Origin of the sequence: Devosia marina (assembly GCF_009758415.1) — a bacterium.
GTDB classification, from domain to species: Bacteria; Pseudomonadota; Alphaproteobacteria; order Rhizobiales; family Devosiaceae; genus Devosia; species Devosia marina.
This window is the reverse complement of the sequence record NZ_WQRF01000001.1, coordinates 610,855-629,124: the sequence shown is the minus strand read 5'-3', so window position 1 is coordinate 629,124 and position 18,270 is coordinate 610,855. Positions and strand designations below refer to the sequence as shown.

General features: G+C 59.5%; 17 protein-coding genes and 3 tRNA genes. 8 read left to right on the top strand and 12 right to left on the bottom strand.

The features are described from left to right. Positions 1 to 50: 50 nt before the first annotated feature. The 4 genes from GO014_RS02885 to GO014_RS02870 form a co-directional block, all read right to left on the bottom strand. Entirely contained in the window at positions 51 to 1,133 is a 1,083-nt protein-coding gene (locus tag GO014_RS02885) for an ABC transporter ATP-binding protein (protein ID WP_157289050.1), read from the bottom strand. Between the two features lie 6 nt (positions 1,134 to 1,139). Beyond that, positions 1,140 to 2,057, bottom strand: coding sequence for a carbohydrate ABC transporter permease (locus GO014_RS02880; protein ID WP_246204447.1), 918 nt, complete (start codon positions 2,055 to 2,057; stop codon positions 1,140 to 1,142). Between the two features lie 17 nt (positions 2,058 to 2,074). Beyond that, on the bottom strand, positions 2,075 to 3,013 hold the full coding sequence (locus tag GO014_RS02875) for a carbohydrate ABC transporter permease (protein WP_157289048.1): 939 nt from the start codon (positions 3,011 to 3,013) through the stop codon (positions 2,075 to 2,077). Between the two features lie 97 nt (positions 3,014 to 3,110). Further along, positions 3,111 to 4,352, bottom strand: coding sequence for an ABC transporter substrate-binding protein (locus tag GO014_RS02870; RefSeq protein WP_116590182.1), 1,242 nt, complete (start codon positions 4,350 to 4,352; stop codon positions 3,111 to 3,113). A 224-nt stretch (positions 4,353 to 4,576) separates the two neighbouring features. Here GO014_RS02870 and GO014_RS02865 point away from each other — a divergent pair, with 224 nt between their 5' ends. From GO014_RS02865 to GO014_RS02855, 3 genes are all read left to right on the top strand, one after another. Beyond that, positions 4,577 to 5,623 (top strand): substrate-binding domain-containing protein, encoded by a 1,047-nt coding sequence (locus GO014_RS02865; protein WP_157289047.1) that lies wholly within the window; start codon positions 4,577 to 4,579, stop codon positions 5,621 to 5,623. Positions 5,624 to 5,681: 58 nt separating this feature from the next. Continuing rightward, positions 5,682 to 5,758: transfer RNA gene (locus GO014_RS02860), tRNA-Arg, on the top strand. Positions 5,759 to 5,870: 112 nt separating this feature from the next. Next, on the top strand, positions 5,871 to 6,617 hold the full coding sequence (locus GO014_RS02855; protein WP_179952910.1) for an HAD hydrolase-like protein: 747 nt from the start codon (positions 5,871 to 5,873) through the stop codon (positions 6,615 to 6,617). A gap of 3 nt (positions 6,618 to 6,620) precedes the next feature. On the opposite strand, the gene GO014_RS02850 is transcribed toward GO014_RS02855, so the two are convergent. Beyond that, on the bottom strand, positions 6,621 to 7,178 hold the full coding sequence (locus GO014_RS02850; RefSeq protein WP_157289045.1) for an ArsR/SmtB family transcription factor: 558 nt from the start codon (positions 7,176 to 7,178) through the stop codon (positions 6,621 to 6,623). Between the two features lie 130 nt (positions 7,179 to 7,308). Between GO014_RS02850 and trhA the strand changes: the two genes are divergently transcribed. Beyond that, positions 7,309 to 7,995 carry a PAQR family membrane homeostasis protein TrhA gene (trhA, locus tag GO014_RS02845; RefSeq protein ID WP_246204356.1) on the top strand — a complete coding sequence of 229 codons (687 nt, stop codon included), beginning with the start codon at positions 7,309 to 7,311 and terminating at the stop codon, positions 7,993 to 7,995. On the opposite strand, the gene GO014_RS02840 is transcribed toward trhA, so the two are convergent. Further along, on the bottom strand, positions 7,979 to 8,344 hold the full coding sequence (locus tag GO014_RS02840) for a DUF192 domain-containing protein (protein ID WP_343030729.1): 366 nt from the start codon (positions 8,342 to 8,344) through the stop codon (positions 7,979 to 7,981). The genes trhA and GO014_RS02840 overlap by 17 nt on opposite strands. Before the next feature lie 161 nt (positions 8,345 to 8,505). Next, positions 8,506 to 9,126 carry a cold-shock protein gene (locus GO014_RS02835; protein WP_425482049.1) on the bottom strand — a complete coding sequence of 207 codons (621 nt, stop codon included), beginning with the start codon at positions 9,124 to 9,126 and terminating at the stop codon, positions 8,506 to 8,508. A gap of 189 nt (positions 9,127 to 9,315) precedes the next feature. Here GO014_RS02835 and GO014_RS02830 point away from each other — a divergent pair, with 189 nt between their 5' ends. The 4 genes from GO014_RS02830 (at position 9,316) to GO014_RS02815 (ending at position 10,640) form a co-directional block, all read left to right on the top strand. Then, the gene (locus GO014_RS02830; protein WP_116590356.1) at positions 9,316 to 9,738 is read left to right on the top strand and encodes a VOC family protein; all 423 of its coding nucleotides are present in this window, start codon (positions 9,316 to 9,318) and stop codon (positions 9,736 to 9,738) included. A gap of 133 nt (positions 9,739 to 9,871) precedes the next feature. Beyond that, positions 9,872 to 10,348 (top strand): YcbK family protein, encoded by a 477-nt coding sequence (locus GO014_RS02825; protein ID WP_157289042.1) that lies wholly within the window; start codon positions 9,872 to 9,874, stop codon positions 10,346 to 10,348. 93 nt (positions 10,349 to 10,441) lie between these two features. After that, positions 10,442 to 10,516, top strand: a tRNA-Glu gene (locus GO014_RS02820). A 49-nt stretch (positions 10,517 to 10,565) separates the two neighbouring features. After that, a tRNA-Glu gene (locus GO014_RS02815) sits at positions 10,566 to 10,640 on the top strand. A gap of 651 nt (positions 10,641 to 11,291) precedes the next feature. On the opposite strand, the gene GO014_RS02810 is transcribed toward GO014_RS02815, so the two are convergent. From GO014_RS02810 to GO014_RS02790, 5 genes are all read right to left on the bottom strand, one after another. Further along, a complete protein-coding gene (locus GO014_RS02810) occupies positions 11,292 to 12,539 on the bottom strand; it encodes an SAM-dependent methyltransferase (protein ID WP_157289041.1) in 1,248 nt (415 codons plus the stop codon). Between the two features lie 228 nt (positions 12,540 to 12,767). Then, positions 12,768 to 14,558, bottom strand: coding sequence for a single-stranded-DNA-specific exonuclease RecJ (gene recJ / locus GO014_RS02805; RefSeq protein ID WP_157289040.1), 1,791 nt, complete (start codon positions 14,556 to 14,558; stop codon positions 12,768 to 12,770). A gap of 117 nt (positions 14,559 to 14,675) precedes the next feature. Continuing rightward, a complete protein-coding gene (gene glpX, locus GO014_RS02800; protein ID WP_157289039.1) occupies positions 14,676 to 15,662 on the bottom strand; it encodes a class II fructose-bisphosphatase in 987 nt (328 codons plus the stop codon). Positions 15,663 to 15,690: 28 nt separating this feature from the next. Continuing rightward, a complete protein-coding gene (locus GO014_RS02795) occupies positions 15,691 to 17,031 on the bottom strand; it encodes a homoserine dehydrogenase (protein ID WP_246204445.1) in 1,341 nt (446 codons plus the stop codon). A gap of 259 nt (positions 17,032 to 17,290) precedes the next feature. Next, positions 17,291 to 18,262 (bottom strand): ABC transporter substrate-binding protein, encoded by a 972-nt coding sequence (locus GO014_RS02790; RefSeq protein WP_157289037.1) that lies wholly within the window; start codon positions 18,260 to 18,262, stop codon positions 17,291 to 17,293. Positions 18,263 to 18,270 lie beyond the last annotated feature (8 nt).

The window sequence follows — 18,270 nt, the reverse complement described above, 5'->3', positions numbered from 1 at the left end:
GGAGCAGCGCCCCTTGGGGCGCCACTCTGTGATTTGCTCTATACGGGCTGCTAGAGACGCGCTTCGGTTCCGGCGTCGAACAACGAGCCGCGAGCAATGTCGAAACCGACGGTGATCTTGTCACCTGCATTGATGTCGATGTCGGCGCTGCACCGGAAGGTCATCGGCAGGCCGGCGATCTTGGTCCAGGCCAGGGTCTCAGAACCCATGGGTTCGACAATCTCGATCTCAACTTCCGTCTTGAATGGCATATCCGCCGCTGCATCACCGACAAAGATATGCTCAGGCCGAATGCCCAGGACTACCTTGGTTTCACCAGTTGGTGCGGCGATGTATTCGTAGGCTCCTACCGGCATGGCGGTACCATCGTTGGAAGTGAAGGTATCGCCGTTCAACGTACCTTCGACGAAGTTCATCGAAGGAGAACCGATAAAGCCCGCCACATAGAGATTGACCGGCTTGTTGTAGATGGTGTGTGGATCCGCCAACTGCTGGATGACACCATTCTTCATGATGGCAATCCGATCAGCGAGGGTGAGCGCCTCGATCTGATCGTGGGTCACGTAGATCATGGTGTTCTTGAGACGCTGGTGGAGGCGCTTGATCTCCACGCGCAGATCGGAGCGGAGCTTGGCATCGAGATTGGACAGCGGCTCGTCGAACAAGAAGACATCGACATCGCGCACCAAGGCGCGGCCGATAGCGACGCGCTGACGCTGGCCGCCGGAGAGGTTGGCCGGCTTGCGCTGCAGCAACGGCTCAATCTGCAGGATTTCAGCGGCGCGCTTCACGCGCTGATCAATTTCCGCCTTTGGCATGCCAGAAACACGCAGACCAAAGCTCAGATTCCGTTCGACCGACATCTGCGGATAGAGCGCATAGGACTGGAACACCATTCCGATGCCGCGATCCTTGGGTTCTTCCCAGGTCACATTTTTACCGTTGATGAAGATCTGGCCGTCCGAAACATCGAGCAGGCCGGCAATGCAGTTCAGCAGAGTCGACTTGCCGCAGCCCGAAGGGCCAAGCAACACGATGAACTCGCCCTGCGCAATGTCGAGGTCGAGATGTTCGAGGACTTTGACGTGGCCGAAGTTGAGCGAGAGGTCTTTGATGGAAACACTTGCTTGCATAGGATCTTATCCCTTCACGGCGCCGGCGGCGACGCCGCGTACGAACAGCTTGCCGGACACAAAATAGATGATCAGCGGCACGAGCCCGGTCAGCACGGTCGCGGCCATGTTGACATTGTATTCAGGCGAGCCCTGAGCCGAGTTGACGATGTTGTTGAGCTGCACAGTCATGGGCAGGTTCTGCGTACCCGCAAAGACCACACCGAACAGGAAGTCGTTCCAAATTCCGGTGACCTGCAGGATGAGCGCCACGACGAAGATCGGCAGCGACATGGGCAGCATGATCTCAAAGAAGATACGCCAGAACCCTGCCCCGTCGACACGGGCGGCCTTGAACAGTTCCACGGGCAACGACGCAAAGTAATTGCGGAAGAGCAATGTCAGAATCGGCATGCCAAAGATGGTGTGAACGATAATGACAGCCTGCAGCGAACCGAAAATGCCCAATTCGCGGGTGATCATCACCAGCGGATACAGGAACACCTGATAGGGTATGAACGAACCGAAGATCAGGATGGAAAAGAAGATTTCCGACCCCTTGAACCGCCAGTTCACCAGCGCATAGCCGTTCACGGCGGCAATGAAGATCGATACCACCGTGGATGGAATGGTAATCTTCACCGAGTTCCAGAAACCTGGCGAGAGCCCTTCACACGTCAGGCCCGTACAGGCACTGGTCCAGGCCTTGAACCAGGCGTCCAAGGTGATCTGGTTGGGAAGGGCGAAGATGTTCCCAAACCGGATTTCCGGCATGGTTTTGAACGAAGTCACCACCATCACATAAAGGGGAAACAGAAAGTACAGGCTGAAGAAGACCAATGTCGCGTAGAGCATGATCTTTTTCGGCGTAAAGAACGGCTTAGGCCTTGGCCCGCGCGGCTCTGTGCCTGCAGTGGGGGTTGTCGTCGGTGCGGAGCCCGACATGGTAGCGGTCTGGCTCATCAGCGACGCCCTCTTCCACCGAATTCAAGATAGGCCCAAGGAACCATAATGATCAGCACGGTCACCAACATCATGGTTGCGGCAGCGAGGCCTTGACCGATATTGCCGCCACCAAACATGTAGTTGTAAACGTACTTGGCTGGCACTTCCGAGGAGATGCCAGGCCCGCCATTGGTCAGAGCCACGACAAGGTCATACAGACGGACAATGCCCGAGCCGATGAGCACCACGGCGGTCACCAGGACCCCACGCATCATGGGCAGAACAACCGACACATAGGTTCTCCAGGTCGGGATGCCGTCGACACGAGCGGCCTTCCAGATTTCCTCATCAACCCCGCGCAGCCCCGCCAGCATGAGCACCATGCAGAAACCCACACCCTGCCACAGGCCCGCTATCAGCAGAGCGAACAGCACCATGCGGGGATTGGCAATCCAGTCAAAGGTGAAGCTTTCCCAACCCAGATTGCGCATCGTGCCTTGCAGACCGAGCGTGGGATTCATGATCCACTGCCAAACCAAGCCTGTTACGATGAATGAGAGAGCGAAGGGATAGAGCATGATGGTACGGAAGGCGCTTTCAAAGCGGATCTTCTGATCCATCAAGACCGCAAGCAGGAAACCGATACCGAGGGTAAAAACCAGCGAGAACACACCATAGGTGACCAGATTGGTGACCGATACGTTCCAGCGCGATGTCGCAAACAGACGCTCATACTGGTCGAAACCGACAAACTTGCCAGTCGGCAGCAGCCTCGAGTTGGTGAAGGAAAAATAGATCGTCCAGACGGTACAGCCGATAAACACGATCAGCACCGTCGCCATCATGGGGATCGCTGCGATCTTGCCGGATAAATTGTGCAGGAAAATTCTATTGAGGAGACTAGGCCGAGCAGCTTGCTCCGCACCCTCCCTGGTGTGAACGGCTGTGTCCGCCATTACTTCTCTCTCCATAAGGAAGTGGTCGACCTTTTCGATCAAGGTCGACCACAGCTTTCATCGATGAGGCAACAGCCTCACCCAAACGGGCTGTTGATTAGTCAGCCTGTTCGATGATCGAGGCATAGCGCTCGATATAATCGTCAACAGTGATGTTGTCGTCATCGAGGAACTCGATGTTCAGATCCTGAAGCTGCTGCTGGGTGTCGCTGGAGAGCGCGAAGTCACCGGAAGGCAGCAGGCCGTTCTCAAGCAGGCCGAGTGCCTTCTGCATGCAGGGATTGGCAGCCGACAAATCGATGTCGGTGCGGATCGGCATGGAGCCCTTGACCAGGTTGAACTTGAGCTGGGCCTCTGGCGAGATCAGCAGGCGGGCAAGATCAGCCTGAGCCTGGATCACAGCCGGATCGGTACCTTCAGGCAGAACCGGGAAGTAGAAGGAGTCGCCGCCGCCGGTGAGCTGATCGCCCATACCGAGAGCCGGCAGACATTCATAATCTTCACCCGGGACGCCACCGGCCACCTGCAGGTCGCCCTGGAGCCAGTCGCCGTGGATGTTGCCAGCGGCTTCACCGGTCAGGAGCTGATTGCCCACGTCACCGAAGGACGGAACCATCATGTCCGGCGAGATCACCTTACGGAGAGAATCCATGGCTTCGGCAACTTCGCGGAATTCCGGACCCCGGACCGCATCTGCGCTCTTGTCGCGATTGACGGCCAGAACCAGGTCCGAGCCACCAATACCGGACATCAGCACGCCCGGGACACCCGAGATCGGCCAACCGGTCGCGAGACCGAACGGCAGAATGCCGGCTTCTTCCAGCGCAGGCCAGGAGGCCACATACTCATCCCAGTTGGTCGGCACCGGCTGACCAATTTCTTCATAGGCGGCGGTGGAGAGCCACAGCCAGTCCCACGAGTGGATGTTAATCGGCAGGCAATAGAGACCACCTTCATAGCGGCAGGCCTCAAGCAGGGACTGATCGACATAGAAGCTGTCGAGGTCCATATCGGCGACCACGTCGGTCAGGTCGCGCATCAGGCCGGCCTGGATCAGCTCTTCAGCGTCACGGCCAGTGTTCATCTGCGTGGCACCCATCGGGTCGCCGCCGATGATACGGCTGATGATCACAGGATTGGCGCCGGTGCCCGAACCGGCCAGAGCGCTATCCACCCAGTTATTGCCGGTTTCTTCTTCGAAGACCTTGGCGAATTCGGCGATTGCCGCGGCTTCACCAGCCGAGGTCCACCAGTGGGTCACTTCCAGATCCACAGCGTAAGCGGACGTGGAGCCAAGGAAAGCAGTTGCCATAGCGGCAACCACTGCGAACTTTTTCATAGGTTGTCCTCCCAACGAACACGAGGAGCTTATGCTCCAGCGATGCACCAATTGCATAGCTACCCTTCCAATCAGGCAACCCACAATTGTGTGTAATCGATTGCACTACAGCGTAAAAAACGGTTGTGCAATCGATTTCAGGAGTTTCATACAAGCCTTGCGGACCTGTCAAGTTCGTTTTAGATCGTTTCCATACCTGACAGCGAGAGGGGGCGCTGCCAGCAATGATGGAAACGAGAAAAACGCCGACGATTCAAGATGTTGCGCGTTCCGCGAATGTATCGACTGCCACCGTGAGCCGCGCCTTGTCGAGCCCCGAAAGGGTCAGCGAGAGTACACGGGCGCGTGTTTCGGAGGCCATTCGTGTAACCGGTTACACTTTGAACCAGGCGGCGCGGTCTTTACGCCAACGCACGGCAAAGACCATCCTGGTGGCCTTGCCCGACATCCGGAATTCCTTCTTCTCATCCATCCTGGATGCGGTGGAGCGCGAGGCCACCAACCGGGGCTATGGCGTGCTTGTGGCCAACCTGTTCAACGCCAGGGCACCAGCCCAACGATTGCAAGATTACATGCTGTCCAATCGAGCCGACGGATTGCTGCTGCTTGATGGCTCGCTGGATCTCTCGTCACTGCAAACCCTAGTCCGGCCGCCCAATTCAGTGCCGCTGGTCGTCGCCTGCGAGGAGATTCCGAACTCGGGATTTCATACCGTTCTGACTGACAATCTGTCGGCGGCCGAGCGCGCGACGCGTCATTTGATTGATCTGGGTCATCGCCGGGTCGCGCATCTCCTGGGGCCTGAGGGAAACGTGGTCGCACGTGACAGACTGGCCGGCTACACCAAGGCGCTGCCTCGTGCCGGTCTTGAGGTGCAACAGCAATGGCTGTTTCGCGGCAACTTCGACATGGAGAGCGGATTTGCCGCCGCCGCACATTTCATGTCACTGAGCGAGCGTCCGACCGCAGTCTTCGCCGCCAATGACGAATCGGCAATCGGCTTCTTGTCGGGGTTACGCCAGCATGGCCTGACTTGCCCTCGTGACATCTCCATGATCGGTTTCGACGACCTCGGGGTTGCCGCACATTATACGCCACCACTGACGACCATGCGGCAACCGCGAGAATTGCTGGGGCGGATGGCCGCCGAAATGCTGATCGACATTCTGGAGGACGCAGAGCACCGGCGCGGACCCATGCGCATCGTCCTCAATTCCGAACTCATCGTTCGCGAGAGCACGGCACATCTGCCACTGAGAGCTAGTGGCTGAGAGCATTTGCTTGAGGGGTATGGTCTTGGGGGAAAAATGGGTTAAACAGGCCCTGTTCGGTCCCGTAGCTCAGCTGGATAGAGCAGCAGCCTTCTAAGCTGTTGGTCACAGGTTCGAATCCTGTCGGGATCGCCAACCCTTTCCGCGATTGCGGCCGTCCGAGCTAGCGGGCGCAGGCGTCAGGGCTATTGAACGTCCCCAAAAAGGGTTGTCCGCGCTGCCGAATTGCGTCAACCTGCGGTCGCAATTGGGGGCAGATCCACTGGCAGACAACGTAAACCGACCCACCATCGTATTGTTCGATCTCGATGGGACATTGGTGCACCACATCAATCCACGTGTGCTTCAGATGCTGGAGTTCCTGGACGACTGCTCGCACCGGGGCGGTCGGCTCGTTGCGCGATTTCGGCTGGCGCGCCGAAATCTGACTGCCCCCAATCACAGCCCCAAACTGCTGGTCCATCGGGCAATTCATAAGGTTCGGCGCAAGAGCGTCGAGCAAATGCTCGAGCCGTGTGGAACCATGCGTAGCGTGCTGGAAACGCTTAAGGCCGAGGGCGTGACCCTGGGCGTTGTCAGCAACGGGCTGGGACGGGGCTACGGCCATGACGTCCTGCAGACTTTTGATCTACGGAAGTATTTTAGTGCAGCGATATTCCGCGAGGATGTGTCCCGCGGCAAGCCATGGCCCGATTCGATTGTTGCGGCGCTGCATGGACTGGGCCGCGATCTGCGGCGCAACGATGTCATCTGGTATGTCGGGGATCAGAGCAAGGATATCGGCGCGGCGCTGGCTGCCTCACAGGTGATTGGCCAGACCATCCGACCCATTGCATTGGGGGCGCGGGCCGCACTCGGAGCAGTGGAATCTCGCCTTTCACCCAGCCAGATCATGTGGACGCCGGCCGATTTCGAACGAACGGTTCAACAGACCTTTGACCTATATCCGGCTGATTCGCCGCTGATGCTGCACCTGTCGGCACCGCAACTCTAAAATCTAAAAATCAAACCCCATCTGGTTCACCTCTGTCGACCTGGCTGGGCGCGCAGCCTTGTCGGCTTTGGGGGCAAACAGCGGTGGTTCGGTCACGACATTGCCGTGCGCCTCAGTGGGTTCCGATTTTTTGCGTTGTGACCGATGAGGCGGTGCAGTCCTTTCGGTTGTGACCCCTGTGGCTGTCCCTGACACGCTGGGCACACTTGCTGGCGCCGCTCTTTCCTCGGCCGATTCAACCTCGGGATCCCGCGAGGCGATCGCATTGAGCCACTTCACCGCAGCGTTGAGTTTGCTTGCCTTGAGCGTGTAGAGGTTCTCGCGCCCCTTCTTTACCTCGACGACCAGACCGGCCGTCTTGAGAACGCGCAAATGACGTGAGATGGCCGGACGGCTGATCGAGAATCCGTCCGCCAAGGTGTGCACGGGGATAGGGCCCGACATCAGGATTTCAACGATGCGGCAGCGCGTGGCATCCGCCAGAGCGGAATAGATGGCAATAGGGGGCTTCGAGCGTCTGGTCATGCCAGCGGTTAAAGTAACGGCAGCGTTACCCGTCAAGCCACCTTGGCACCGGCAAGGGATTGTTCACCAGGAATCTGTGTCTTCCCTCGTATTTGCTTCAGGTAAACGGCACCGGAAAGAGATTGGTCACACCCGCGCCACACGATGCCGGCAAGGAGGACGGATGATGACCAAAACCGCCGATACTCAAGCCAGAATTGGCATGCGACTACGACGGGCCTATTCCAGGGCCGAACTTGTCGTGGATGCCATTGTCCATATACTCGGGCTTGTGGTTGCGGTGGCCGCAGGGTCCATCCTACTGACCCTGGCGCTGTTGCAGACGGCCCCAGAGGCTTTCCCGGCCCTGGTCGTCTATGTCGCGACCCTTGTGGTGGTGCTGGGCGTATCGCTGGCCTTCAACCTCTGGCCAAATTCGCCGGCCAAGAGTTTTCTGGCCCGGCTGGACCAAGCGGCGATCTTCCTGTTCATTGCCGGCTCGTATACCCCGTTCCTGGCTGTCCTTGGGCACACACCGAGTGGTGTGGTGATGATGAGCCTAGTGTGGGGTGCTTCGCTAGTGGGGGTGGCGCTCAAGCTAATTGTGCCGGAACGTTTTGGGCGAGTTGCAATTCTACTTTATCTTGCGATCGGCTGGAGCGGTGTGCTGGTGTTCCAGTCGCTTGGGCAGGCACTGCCCTCCTCCACATTGTGGCTGTTGCTGGCGGGCGGGGTGACCTACTCGGCCGGTATCATCTTCCACTTGTGGGAAAAGCTGAAATTCCAGAATGCCTTATGGCACGTATTCGTGGTGGCTGGCGCCAGCCTGCATCTTTGGGCCGTCATCGACTGCATGGTCATTGCTCGGCTGTAATCCTCGGGTGCTCCACCACATCGCCTGCCGCGATACCCAGTTCCTCCGAACGTCCGCCAGGGATTTCCAGCACGAATTGCACTGGCCCATCCGAGGGAATGGACGTGGTGTCGTGGGGGCGGGCATTGGCATGGATGTTCAGGATCGTGCCATCCGCTTCGATGAAGAGCATGTCGAGCGGAATGAAGGTGTTGCGCATCCAGAACGAAACCGGGCGCTCCTCCCGAAAGTCGAACAGCATCCCCGCATCGTCTGCCAGTTCCTGACGATACATCAGCCCTTGAGCGCGCGTCTCGGGGGTGTCTACAACCTCAACGGTGAACGCGTGGTTGCCACTTTCGGACTGCACGACCAGCCTTGTCTCATCGCTGCACGCGGCAAGCGGGAGACTGAACAACATTGCGGTTGTAAACGCTGCAACGACCCGCAGCGGTTGGGAGACCCGTTGGGTCGAAATCGGCGAGTTGTTCATTTTCGGGCAGCTATCCCTGCTGTGCGACTATGAGGCCCCTAGTGCGAGGACGGCGCCTCGCCCCAGCCATCGGGCCGAATTTCGGCAACCATCAGGCCCTTGGGGCCCTGACCGTAACGCACCAGCACGAATTGTCCCGGACGCAATTCCGTGATGCCAAAGCGACGCAGGGTCTCCATGTGGACGAACACGTCCGGCGTGCCGTCTCCGGCAGAAAGGAAGCCAAAACCACGAATGCGGTTAAACCACTTCACCTCCAGCCGCACCATGCCTGAGGTCGCTTCGACCACAACATGGGTCCGAGGCGCTGGCATCTGCGATGGATGGCGGGCTGTGGATTCGTCCATGGAGACAACCCGGAAGGCCTGCAGGCCACCGGGGCGGTTCAGGGCCTCGACGACAATGCGTGCGCCCTCATAGGCGGTCTGGTAGCCGTCGCGGCGCAGACAGGTCACGTGTAGCAGCACATCAGCCATGCCATTGTCAGGAACAATAAATCCAAAACCCTTGCCGGCATCGAACCACTTTATCGTCCCCGCAACCTCGATGGTATCGCTGGCTTGCTGATGGTCGCGCTGCATAGGGTCGTCACGCAAAGTTCCGCCCGACTGTGTCAGGTTGATGGCGTCACGGCCCTCACCACTGCCTTTGGCCCCCATATTCCAAACGCCTTTTCACTCGCCCGCAACAAGCGGGTACTCCTCACTAGATTTGCGCAGTGTCGCCGATTCAGCGGCAAAAGTTAAGAAGGTCTTGCGATTTTGTTGACAGGTGCCTGTGCCTGTTGTTGCGAGGCGTGGTTGGGCTTGGTAGGCCTTGGCCGCAATACACAGCCAAAGGAGACTGCCTTGAAATATCTGCACACCATGGTGCGCGTCACCGATGTCGAGGAAAGCCTGCGGTTCTATTGCCAGGGCCTGGGTCTCGAAGAGGTGCGACGCACCGACAATGAGAAGGGCCGCTTTACCCTGATTTTCCTGCGCGCCCCGGGCGATGAGGGCGGTGAAGTCGAGCTGACCTACAACTGGGATCCTGATCCCGAACCCTATGCCGGCGGCCGCAATTTCGGACATCTGGCCTATCGGGTGCAGGACATTTACGCCCTCTGCCAGCACCTTTCCGACATGGGTGTCACCATAAACCGGCCCCCGCGGGACGGACACATGGCCTTTGTGCGCTCGCCCGACGGGATTTCGGTCGAGTTGATTCAGGACGGTCATCTCGACCCCAAGGAGCCATGGGCCTCGATGCCCAATACCGGCACCTGGTAGCAATCTGCCAGAGTTAAGCTTTCGCTAACCGTGCCGCTTAGCGCGCGGTTAGCGAAACCGCTCTAATTTTAGCGACCGAACCCCAATGCCCATTGCCTGTTGCGCAATCGCGACACGCCTCGGGAAGGTCGCCATGTCTCGTCTGCTCCGTCTGCTCGCCGTCACTGTTGCCACCACCCTCTTGCTGGCCGGATGTCTGCCCATGGCCATGTTCGCCAGTGGCAGCGGCGCCGGATATTCGGGGCTGAAGCAAGATTGGGGCACCTATGTCAGCTCCAACAATGTCAATGCGCTGTGCATTTCGCCCAAGCTGCGATTCGTCATCTGGGAGTTCGAAGGGCGGTTCGGGCGCAAGGTGGTGATGAATTCGGGCTATCGGAACCCCTTCCACAATGCCTCGGTGGGCGGCGCCGACAGTTCCTATCATACCAAATGCATGGCTGCGGACTTCTACATTCCCGGTGTCTCCAAGCAGGAGCTGATCGCTTTCGCCATGACGGTGGACGGCGTGGGGGGCCTGGGCTGCTATCCGGGCCGGGCCTTCATTCATGTCGATGTGCGCGATCGGCCCCGCGGTTATCGGCGTCCGGTAACCTTTTCGGGCTGTTGATAAGTCGGCCCGGCGAAAAAAAGCGTACGGGATCAACGTAAACAGGGTTGCACAATCAAAAGCACCCCATTATACGACGCCCATCGCGCTGATGCGCCCTTCGTCTATCGGTTAGGACGGCACCCTTTCACGGTGCAGAGAGGGGTTCGATTCCCCTAGGGCGTACCACCTTCCCCCATGCTCTTCGAGCATGCGGCAAGGACAAAGCGATGACCGTGCGCCCATCGTCTAGCGGTCAGGACGACGCCCTCTCACGGCGTAAACAGGGGTTCGATTCCCCTTGGGCGTACCAAATAAATCAAGCTCTTAGCCTGAGCGTTGAAAAACCAGTATAATATCCGTGTAATATCCTCGAGCGAACAATGGCGAGCGTGCACGATCGTCGTGGGACACACTTGCTTATGGATCGCCAGCGGTGCAGACGGTCAAAGATTGTCGGGTACCCCCTACAGGGTCGACGAAGTGACGTATTCAAGCCGGGTGACCGAACCGGTCTCTCTTGAAGTAGACAATGCTTACGATCCACCGGTGTGAGCTCTTGATACACTGAGCTTGTTGGCCGGCTCGTCCGGCAATGAATGCTCGGGCTCCTAAACTCAAAGGACTTCGTTTCGGCACACCGTGGAAATTCTCGATTGGTTGCTCCCCTCAAAAATATGCCGTGCCGGTAGCCATCATCCGAAAGAGTGAGAACCAGCTAGAGGTTGACGCCTGAGGGGTCCACCTCACACACGGGGCACTTCTCGGCGGAAATCAACACCATAGTGGAGCGAAGCATGACGGACCTTGCGGGAGCGGGAAATTTGCCGTTCCCTAGACCTCATAAGATGACTGGTCAAGTCATGTTAATGCGCAGGCCGACAGGTTTTGACGCGTATGCCAAATCGATCGCCTGGCGAAGCCAGGCAATGAAATTCGACAGATGCAACAAGCCCTTTCCAGACTAGATCGCAGGTTCTACCGGGCGGCGATACTGATAGATACCGACGTCGATGGCGCTCTCGGTGAACCCGGCTTCGCAGTAAGAAAGGTAGTAAACCCATTTGCGCCTGAAGGTTTCGTCATAACCGAGCGGTGCGATCATCGGCCAGCGCTCAAGAAAACGCTCGCGCCATAGACGGAGGGTGCGGGCATAGGACTGGCCAAAGGTCTCTACCTGTTCGAGCACCAAGCCATAGCGAGTACCGAACTCCTGCATAACCGTCTTGGTCAGCAACATGCCACCGGGAAAGATGTAACGCTGGATAAAGTCCGGCCCTGCCTTGTAGTTATCGAAATCCCGCTCCTGGATGGTGATCGCCTGAATGGCGGCGGTGCCACCAGGCTTGAGGCGGTCATGCAGGGTCTGGAAGTAACTTGGCCAATTGTCTTCGCCGACTGCCTCGATCATTTCGATCGAGCCGATATGGTCGAATTGCCCCTGTGTATGGCGATAATCCTCAAAGACAAGGGTCGCAAACTGGTCGAGTCCCTGACGCTTCAGACGTTCGAGACCAAACTTCAACTGCTCGGCAGAGAGGGTGATACCGCGCAGATTAGCCTTGTAGTCGCGCGCAACGGTCTCGGCAAACCCGCCCCAGCCGCAGCCGATTTCGAGCACTGAGGCGCCTTCGGTAATACCGGCCATGTCGGCAACTCGATGATATTTCGCCAGTTGGGCCTCTTCCAGGCTTTGATCGCCGGACGTGAATACCGCCGACGAATAGGTCATGGAGGGATCAAGCCACTGGCCATAGAAATCGTTGCCGAGATCGTAGTGCTCGGCAATGTTCTTCTTTGAGCCTTCCAGCGTGTTGCGGCGCGAGAGATGGTAGTGCAGATCGGCGGCAGCGCGGCGGAAAAAGCCCTTGCCAGCCTGATCGAACATCTCCCGGTTCTGCAGGAAAAAGCGGAATAACGCTGTCAGGTCGTCCGATTCGATGTCGCCATTCATGTAGGCTGCCGCAAAGCCGACTGTGCCGCGGTGCATGGCCTCGGAAATGACCTTAAAATTGTTCAGCCGCAAGGTGGCATGCTCGCCAGCATTGCCCTGCCCCACCGTGCGTGTGCGCCCATTGGGAAAGACCACGGTCAGCGAGCCGTGCATAGGCCTGCCGATCAGGGAAACGCCAACTCGTTCTACCAGCCAGGACGTCAGGTGCGTCCAGAGCGAAGTGCCAGTCTGAGAGTGTTCGACGGCTGTTTTTGTCATGGTGCCGCTTGGTCCAACTTTAGCAATAAAATGGCGGCGCAACGCGTGCCCGTCGCCAAGCATGAGTGTCAGAATGACCCTGCAAGTGAGGCGTCGCCTCCCACAGGACACCAGGAGATAGTTTAGCCCTCGCAAGCGGATATGCAAGTCGCCTGACACTTTGAGGCGACCACATGGCCCATATGCCAGGACAATACGCATCCGATATGGGATCAGATCTGAACTGGATCAACGCGGGGGGCTGGCAATGTCAATCAGCCGGAATTGGGGCAGTTCGCGACCCTGGTAGTGATCGATCGACAGGCCACCGGCAAAATGCAGCGGGCCATCACCATCACGCATCAAGGTGTCTCCCAAGGCAGTGCCAGCAGCCCTGAAGGCAATGGCCTTGAGCTTTGCGCCGTCGTCTGAGGCCAGCGAAAAGCTGATATGGCCGCCCTTGCCCACAATTTGCGGGAAGCGCGCACGATGGGCGGGAAAAGCGAAAACCGGTGAAGGATTACCGGCGCCATAGGGCCCTGCACGCTCGAGATTGTGTAGCAGATCAATATTGGCACCGCGCGCAGTCAATGCTGCGTCGATCTTGAGTGCGGAAGCCGCGCGGGCTACCCCCACACTGGCGCTGAGCTTTTCAGCAAGAAACGCCCGGAACGGCCCCAGATCGCCGGGGCGCAGGCTGACACCGGCCGCCATGGCATGACCACCACCCTTGGGAATAATGCCAGTTTCAACGGCCTCGATGACGGCGCTGCCCAGATCGACGCCCGGCATGGATCGGCCCGAGCCGGTTCCGGTGCCGTCGGGATTAAGAGCAATGGCGAAACTGGGGCGCTCGTAGCGTTCGCGCAACCGCGCGGCAATCAGGCCGACCACGCCGGGATGCCAGTCGGCGGAGGCCAGAACCAGGACGGGCGGCCCTTCGCCGCTGCCGATTTCGGCTTCGGCGGTCGCGGCGGCCTGCTCCACGGCCTCGACTTCTATACGCTGCCGCTCTCCATTGAGTTCGTCGAGCTGGGCGGCGATGACCATGGCCTGATGCTCGTCGTCCAGCGCGAGGAGGCGTGTCCCCAAGGCCGCGTCGCCAATGCGCCCGCCGGCATTGATGCGCGGGCCGATGAGAAAGCCCAGATGGTAGGGATTGAGCGGGCCACTTGCGCGGGCCGCCAGGGCCAAGGCCGAAAGGCCAGGTTTTTCACCACGCCGTGCGACTTCCAGACCCCGGACCACAAAGGCGCGATTAAGGCCGGTCAGCGGGACAACGTCGCAGACGGTGGCAAGCGCCACCAGATCGAGCAGGTTCAGCAGATCGGGCAATCCAGTATTGCCACGGTTCCGCAGTGCACGATTGACCGCCACCAGAACCATAAAGGTGACGCCGGCCGCGCAAAGATAGCCCAGGCCGGAAATGTCATCGGGCCGATTGGGATTGACCAAGGCATTGGCGGGGGGCAGGTCGTGATCGACCAGGTGATGGTCGATGACCAGAACATCGGCGCCCTTTTCGCGGGCGTGGGCGATGGGTCCCTCACTGGTGGTGCCGCAATCGAGCGTGATAATCAGGCTGGCGCCGGCCTCGATCAGCTTATCCATGGCCGCGCTGTTGGGACCGTAGCCTTCAAAGATCCGATCGGGAATGTGGACCTGGGGCTCGATACCGAAATGCCTCAGGTATCGCGTCATCAAAGCGCAGGAACAGGCGCCGTCCACGTCATAATCGCCAAAGAGCGCAACGGATTCATTGTCTGTGATGGCCTTGGCCAGGCGCTCGGCGAGATCGTCCATGCCGGTCATGGTCGAAGGATCGGGCATCAGGGCCCTGATGGTCGGCTCAAGATAGCTTTCAGCGGCCTCAAGGCTCACGCCTCGGCCGGCCATTATCCGCGCCAGGATATCGGGGATACCGGTCCGCTGACCAATGGCCGTGGCATTGCGCGCCGCGCCCATGTCGAGCCGATCCACCCAGGCACGGCCGGAGACCGATTGGGTGATGTCCAGAAAAGGGCGCGGGGTTTCGGGCATAGGTGAGGGTTATGGGATTTTGAGTTGGGTGGGAAGGGGTTGACGGCGAAGAGCCCCCTCATCCGCCCTTCGGGCACCTTCTCCCACAAGGGGAGAAGGGTGGCACCGCGAGCGCCGCTACCGCGCGTGCCGCGCCTTGATCCAGCGCGTAGTCTGGCTCCAGCTGCGCATGACGACGGTCGAGGTCTCGACCCAGCCGCGCCGCAGGCGGACGCCGTCGGTGAGTGAGCCGTCGGTGACGCCGGTCGCCGAAAACAGCACATCGCCCGCGGCCAGTTCGGTCACGTCGTAGATGCGGTTGGGGTCGGTTATACCCATTTCCTTGGCGTGCATGCGCTTGTCGGGCGTATCGAGGATGAGCTTGCCTTGCATCTGCCCGCCAATGCAGCGCAGGGCCGCGGCGGCCAGTACGCCCTCGGGAGCGCCGCCGGAGCCGAGATAGATATCCACGCCGGTATCGGCCGTGTTGACGGCATGGATGACGCCGGCGATATCGCCGTCACTTAGCAGCTTGACAGAAACGCCAGCCGTTCGCAGTTCTTCGAGCAGGCCGCCATGGCGCGGGCGATCGAGCACGATGGCGGTGATTTCGGAGATCGGCACGCCCTTGGCCTTGGCCAGCGCCTTCACATTCTCGGTCGCCGACCATTCGATATGCACGGTTTCGGGGGGGTAATCGGCGCCGATGGCGATCTTGTGCATATAGACGTTGCGAGCGACGTTGAGCAGACCGCCGCGCTCGGCCATGGCGAGCACGACAAGCGAATCGGGCTGATTCTTGGCGCACAGGGTGACGCCTTCAAGCGGATCGACCGCAATGTCGACCTCGGGGCCCTGCCCCTGACCCACCGACTGACCGACAAAAAGGTCATCGCATTCGAACTGCTCGCCCTCGCCGATAACGATGCGACCGGAAATTGCGACTTCGTCCAGTTCAGCTTTCATGGCAGCGACGGCGGCCTCATCGGCAGCCTTTTCATTGCCCTTGCCGCGCCATTCAGCTGCCGCGATGGCGGCCCGCTCGGTGACCCGCACCATTTCTAGCGTCAAGGTGCGGTGCAGATTAGCAGGATCCCGACCGTCTTCGACCTTGCTGAGCTTCATGTTTCCCCCTGAAGCTCTTCCGGGCAGGTCAGAGCTTTTCGATGCGTATCAATTGTGGTTCGCCGACTATGAACCCATCATCGGCAATCTGCGCAAGCGCTTCGCGTACCGATGATTCCAAAGTCTGCTGGGTAATCATCACTACCGTCCGTGCTGGCGACCCATCGGGCGCTATGGCTTTGGCACTCAAATCGGACCGCTGGATGACAGAATCGATGGAGATCGACTTTTCCCCCATGCGCGTAGCGATGGCGGCGAGGGCGCCCGGCACATCCTTGGCGCTGAGGCGGATGTAGAAGCCACCTTCATGGGCGCGGTGCGGCGCTTCGCGGTAGGGCAAAAGTTCGGCGCTGGGCACGCCGAGCGGCGGTACGCGGGTGCCGCGGGCGATGTCCAGAATATCGGAAAGCACCGATGAGGCCGTGGGCGGGCCGCCAGCGCCCGGACCGGCCAGAAGCAGCTCGTGCACATGGTCGGTTTCGAGCGCGATCGCGTTCATTACCCCATCGACGCCGGCGATAGCGCTGCCCTTGGGCACGAAGGTAGGATGGACGCGCTGCTCAATGCCGCTTTCGGTGCGCTCGGCAATGCCCAGCAGCTTGATCTTGTAGCCGAGTTCGGCGGCCACCTGGATATCGTGCTGGGTGATGCTGGAAACGCCCTCCACCCGTATCTTTTCAGGGGCGATTTCATAGCCAAAACAGAGGGTTGAGAGGATCGAGAGCTTGTGGGCGGTATCGAAGCCTTCCACGTCAAAAGTCGGGTCGGCCTCGGCATAGCCAAGGGCCTGAGCGTCCTTGAGGCAGTCGGCAAAGGATATGCCTTCATTGCCCATGCGGGTGAGGATGTAGTTGCAGGTGCCATTCATGATGCCGAAGACCTTGGCGATACGGGCAGTGCCCAGGCCTTCGCGCAATGTCTTGATGACCGGTATGCCCCCGGCCACGGCGGCCTCGAAGCCGAGTTGGGCGCCAGATTCTTCGGCAAGGTGTGCCAGGGTGACGCCGTGCTTGGCCAACAGGGCCTTGTTGGCGGTCACCACCGGGCGGCCGATCTCCAGCGCGGCCTTGACCGATGCAAAGGCCGGACCATCTTCGCCACCGATCAGTTCGACAAACAGGTCGATGCCATCCCATTTGGCCAGGGCGACCGGATCGTCGAACCATTCCAGGCCGGAAATATCAATGCCGCGGTCGCGGGAACGCGAGCGCGCGGCAACAGCGACGACTTCCAATTGGCGGCCAAGTTTTCGCGTCAGTTCGGCGCTGTCCTTTTGCAGGATTCGCACCAGCGTGGCACCAACATTGCCCAAGCCGGCAACACCAACCCGCAGTGGCGCCTGCGTGTCGGTATCCCCCAATTCGGCCATGGCCTTGAGAATGCGCGTGCGCGTCTCGCTGCGCGGTTCGCGCCCTTCGCGCAGGTCGAACACGAACAACGGATCGCCGGCAACGATGCGGCCGAAACGCGTGGGCGTCCAACCCCTTGCAGAGATGAAGGATTCGACGGCTTGGCGGAAAGACTGGATATCACTCATGGTGGCGACATGTGCATAGGAAATCGCCTAGCCGTCAATAGGAGTTGCCAAAGGAAATGGACCGATCGCACGACCGGCCCGCTCTTCCTGCCTATTCGGTCTCACCGGCCTTCACCGCGTCGGCAATCAGCCCAATGTATTGCGGATAGCCCCATTTGAGCGACAGGGCGCTCGGCGGGGAGATGGCATTGATGAGCTCGGCTCCAATAACGTGGGCAACGGCCCCTTCCTGCACTTGGGGATGCAAAGCGATGACAGGATTGCCGAAGAAGGCGGCATCGTCCTCCGGCGTCTCAAAATAGGAGATCAGCGCGTCGGCGGTGAGCTGTTCAAAGCTCTCAAAGCTGAGGGAGAAAAAGAAGTTCTCACCCTGGGCCAGTTCGGTCACGCTGGGGGCCGAAATCAGGCCGGCATCGACCAGGAATTTCACCCGGCTGTCGAGATTGGCATAAACGGCCACTTCGCCGTTGTATTCGGCTACGGTGGCAAAGCTGGCGCCTTCGACTTCGGGGTATTTGGCCGTTTCGTCGATGATGAATTGCTCGAGTTCATCGACCAGCGCCTCGGCCTCGGTTTTCTTGCCCATAGCCTCGCCGGTGATGGTGATGGTCTGCTGCCAGGGGGTGCTCCACGCCGTTTCCGGAAATGCGACGACCGGTGCAATGCCGCTGAGCATTTGGTATTCTTCGGCAGTGAGGCCGGAATAGACCGCGACGATGAGGTCTGGTTGCAGCGCGGCGATGGCTTCAATTGGCGCGTCGAACCCATCCGGCAGGATGGTCGGGAAATCGGCGCCAAGCGCGTCGACCGCGTCCTTGGTCCAGGTCAGGGCGCCATCCTCATCGCCACCATAGCTGAAATAGGGGATACCAACCGGCACCTCGCCCAGTGCAATCACGGCATCCTGCGCGGCCCATCCCCAGGTGACGATACGCTGCGGCTTGGCGGGAATGGTCGTCTCGCCATAGGCATGGGAAATGGTGACGGGGAAGGCCTGCGCGTCGGCAGCAGCGGCCAAGCCAAGGGCTATGGCCAAGGACAGAAAGAGGGAGCGGAACGACATGGATCACC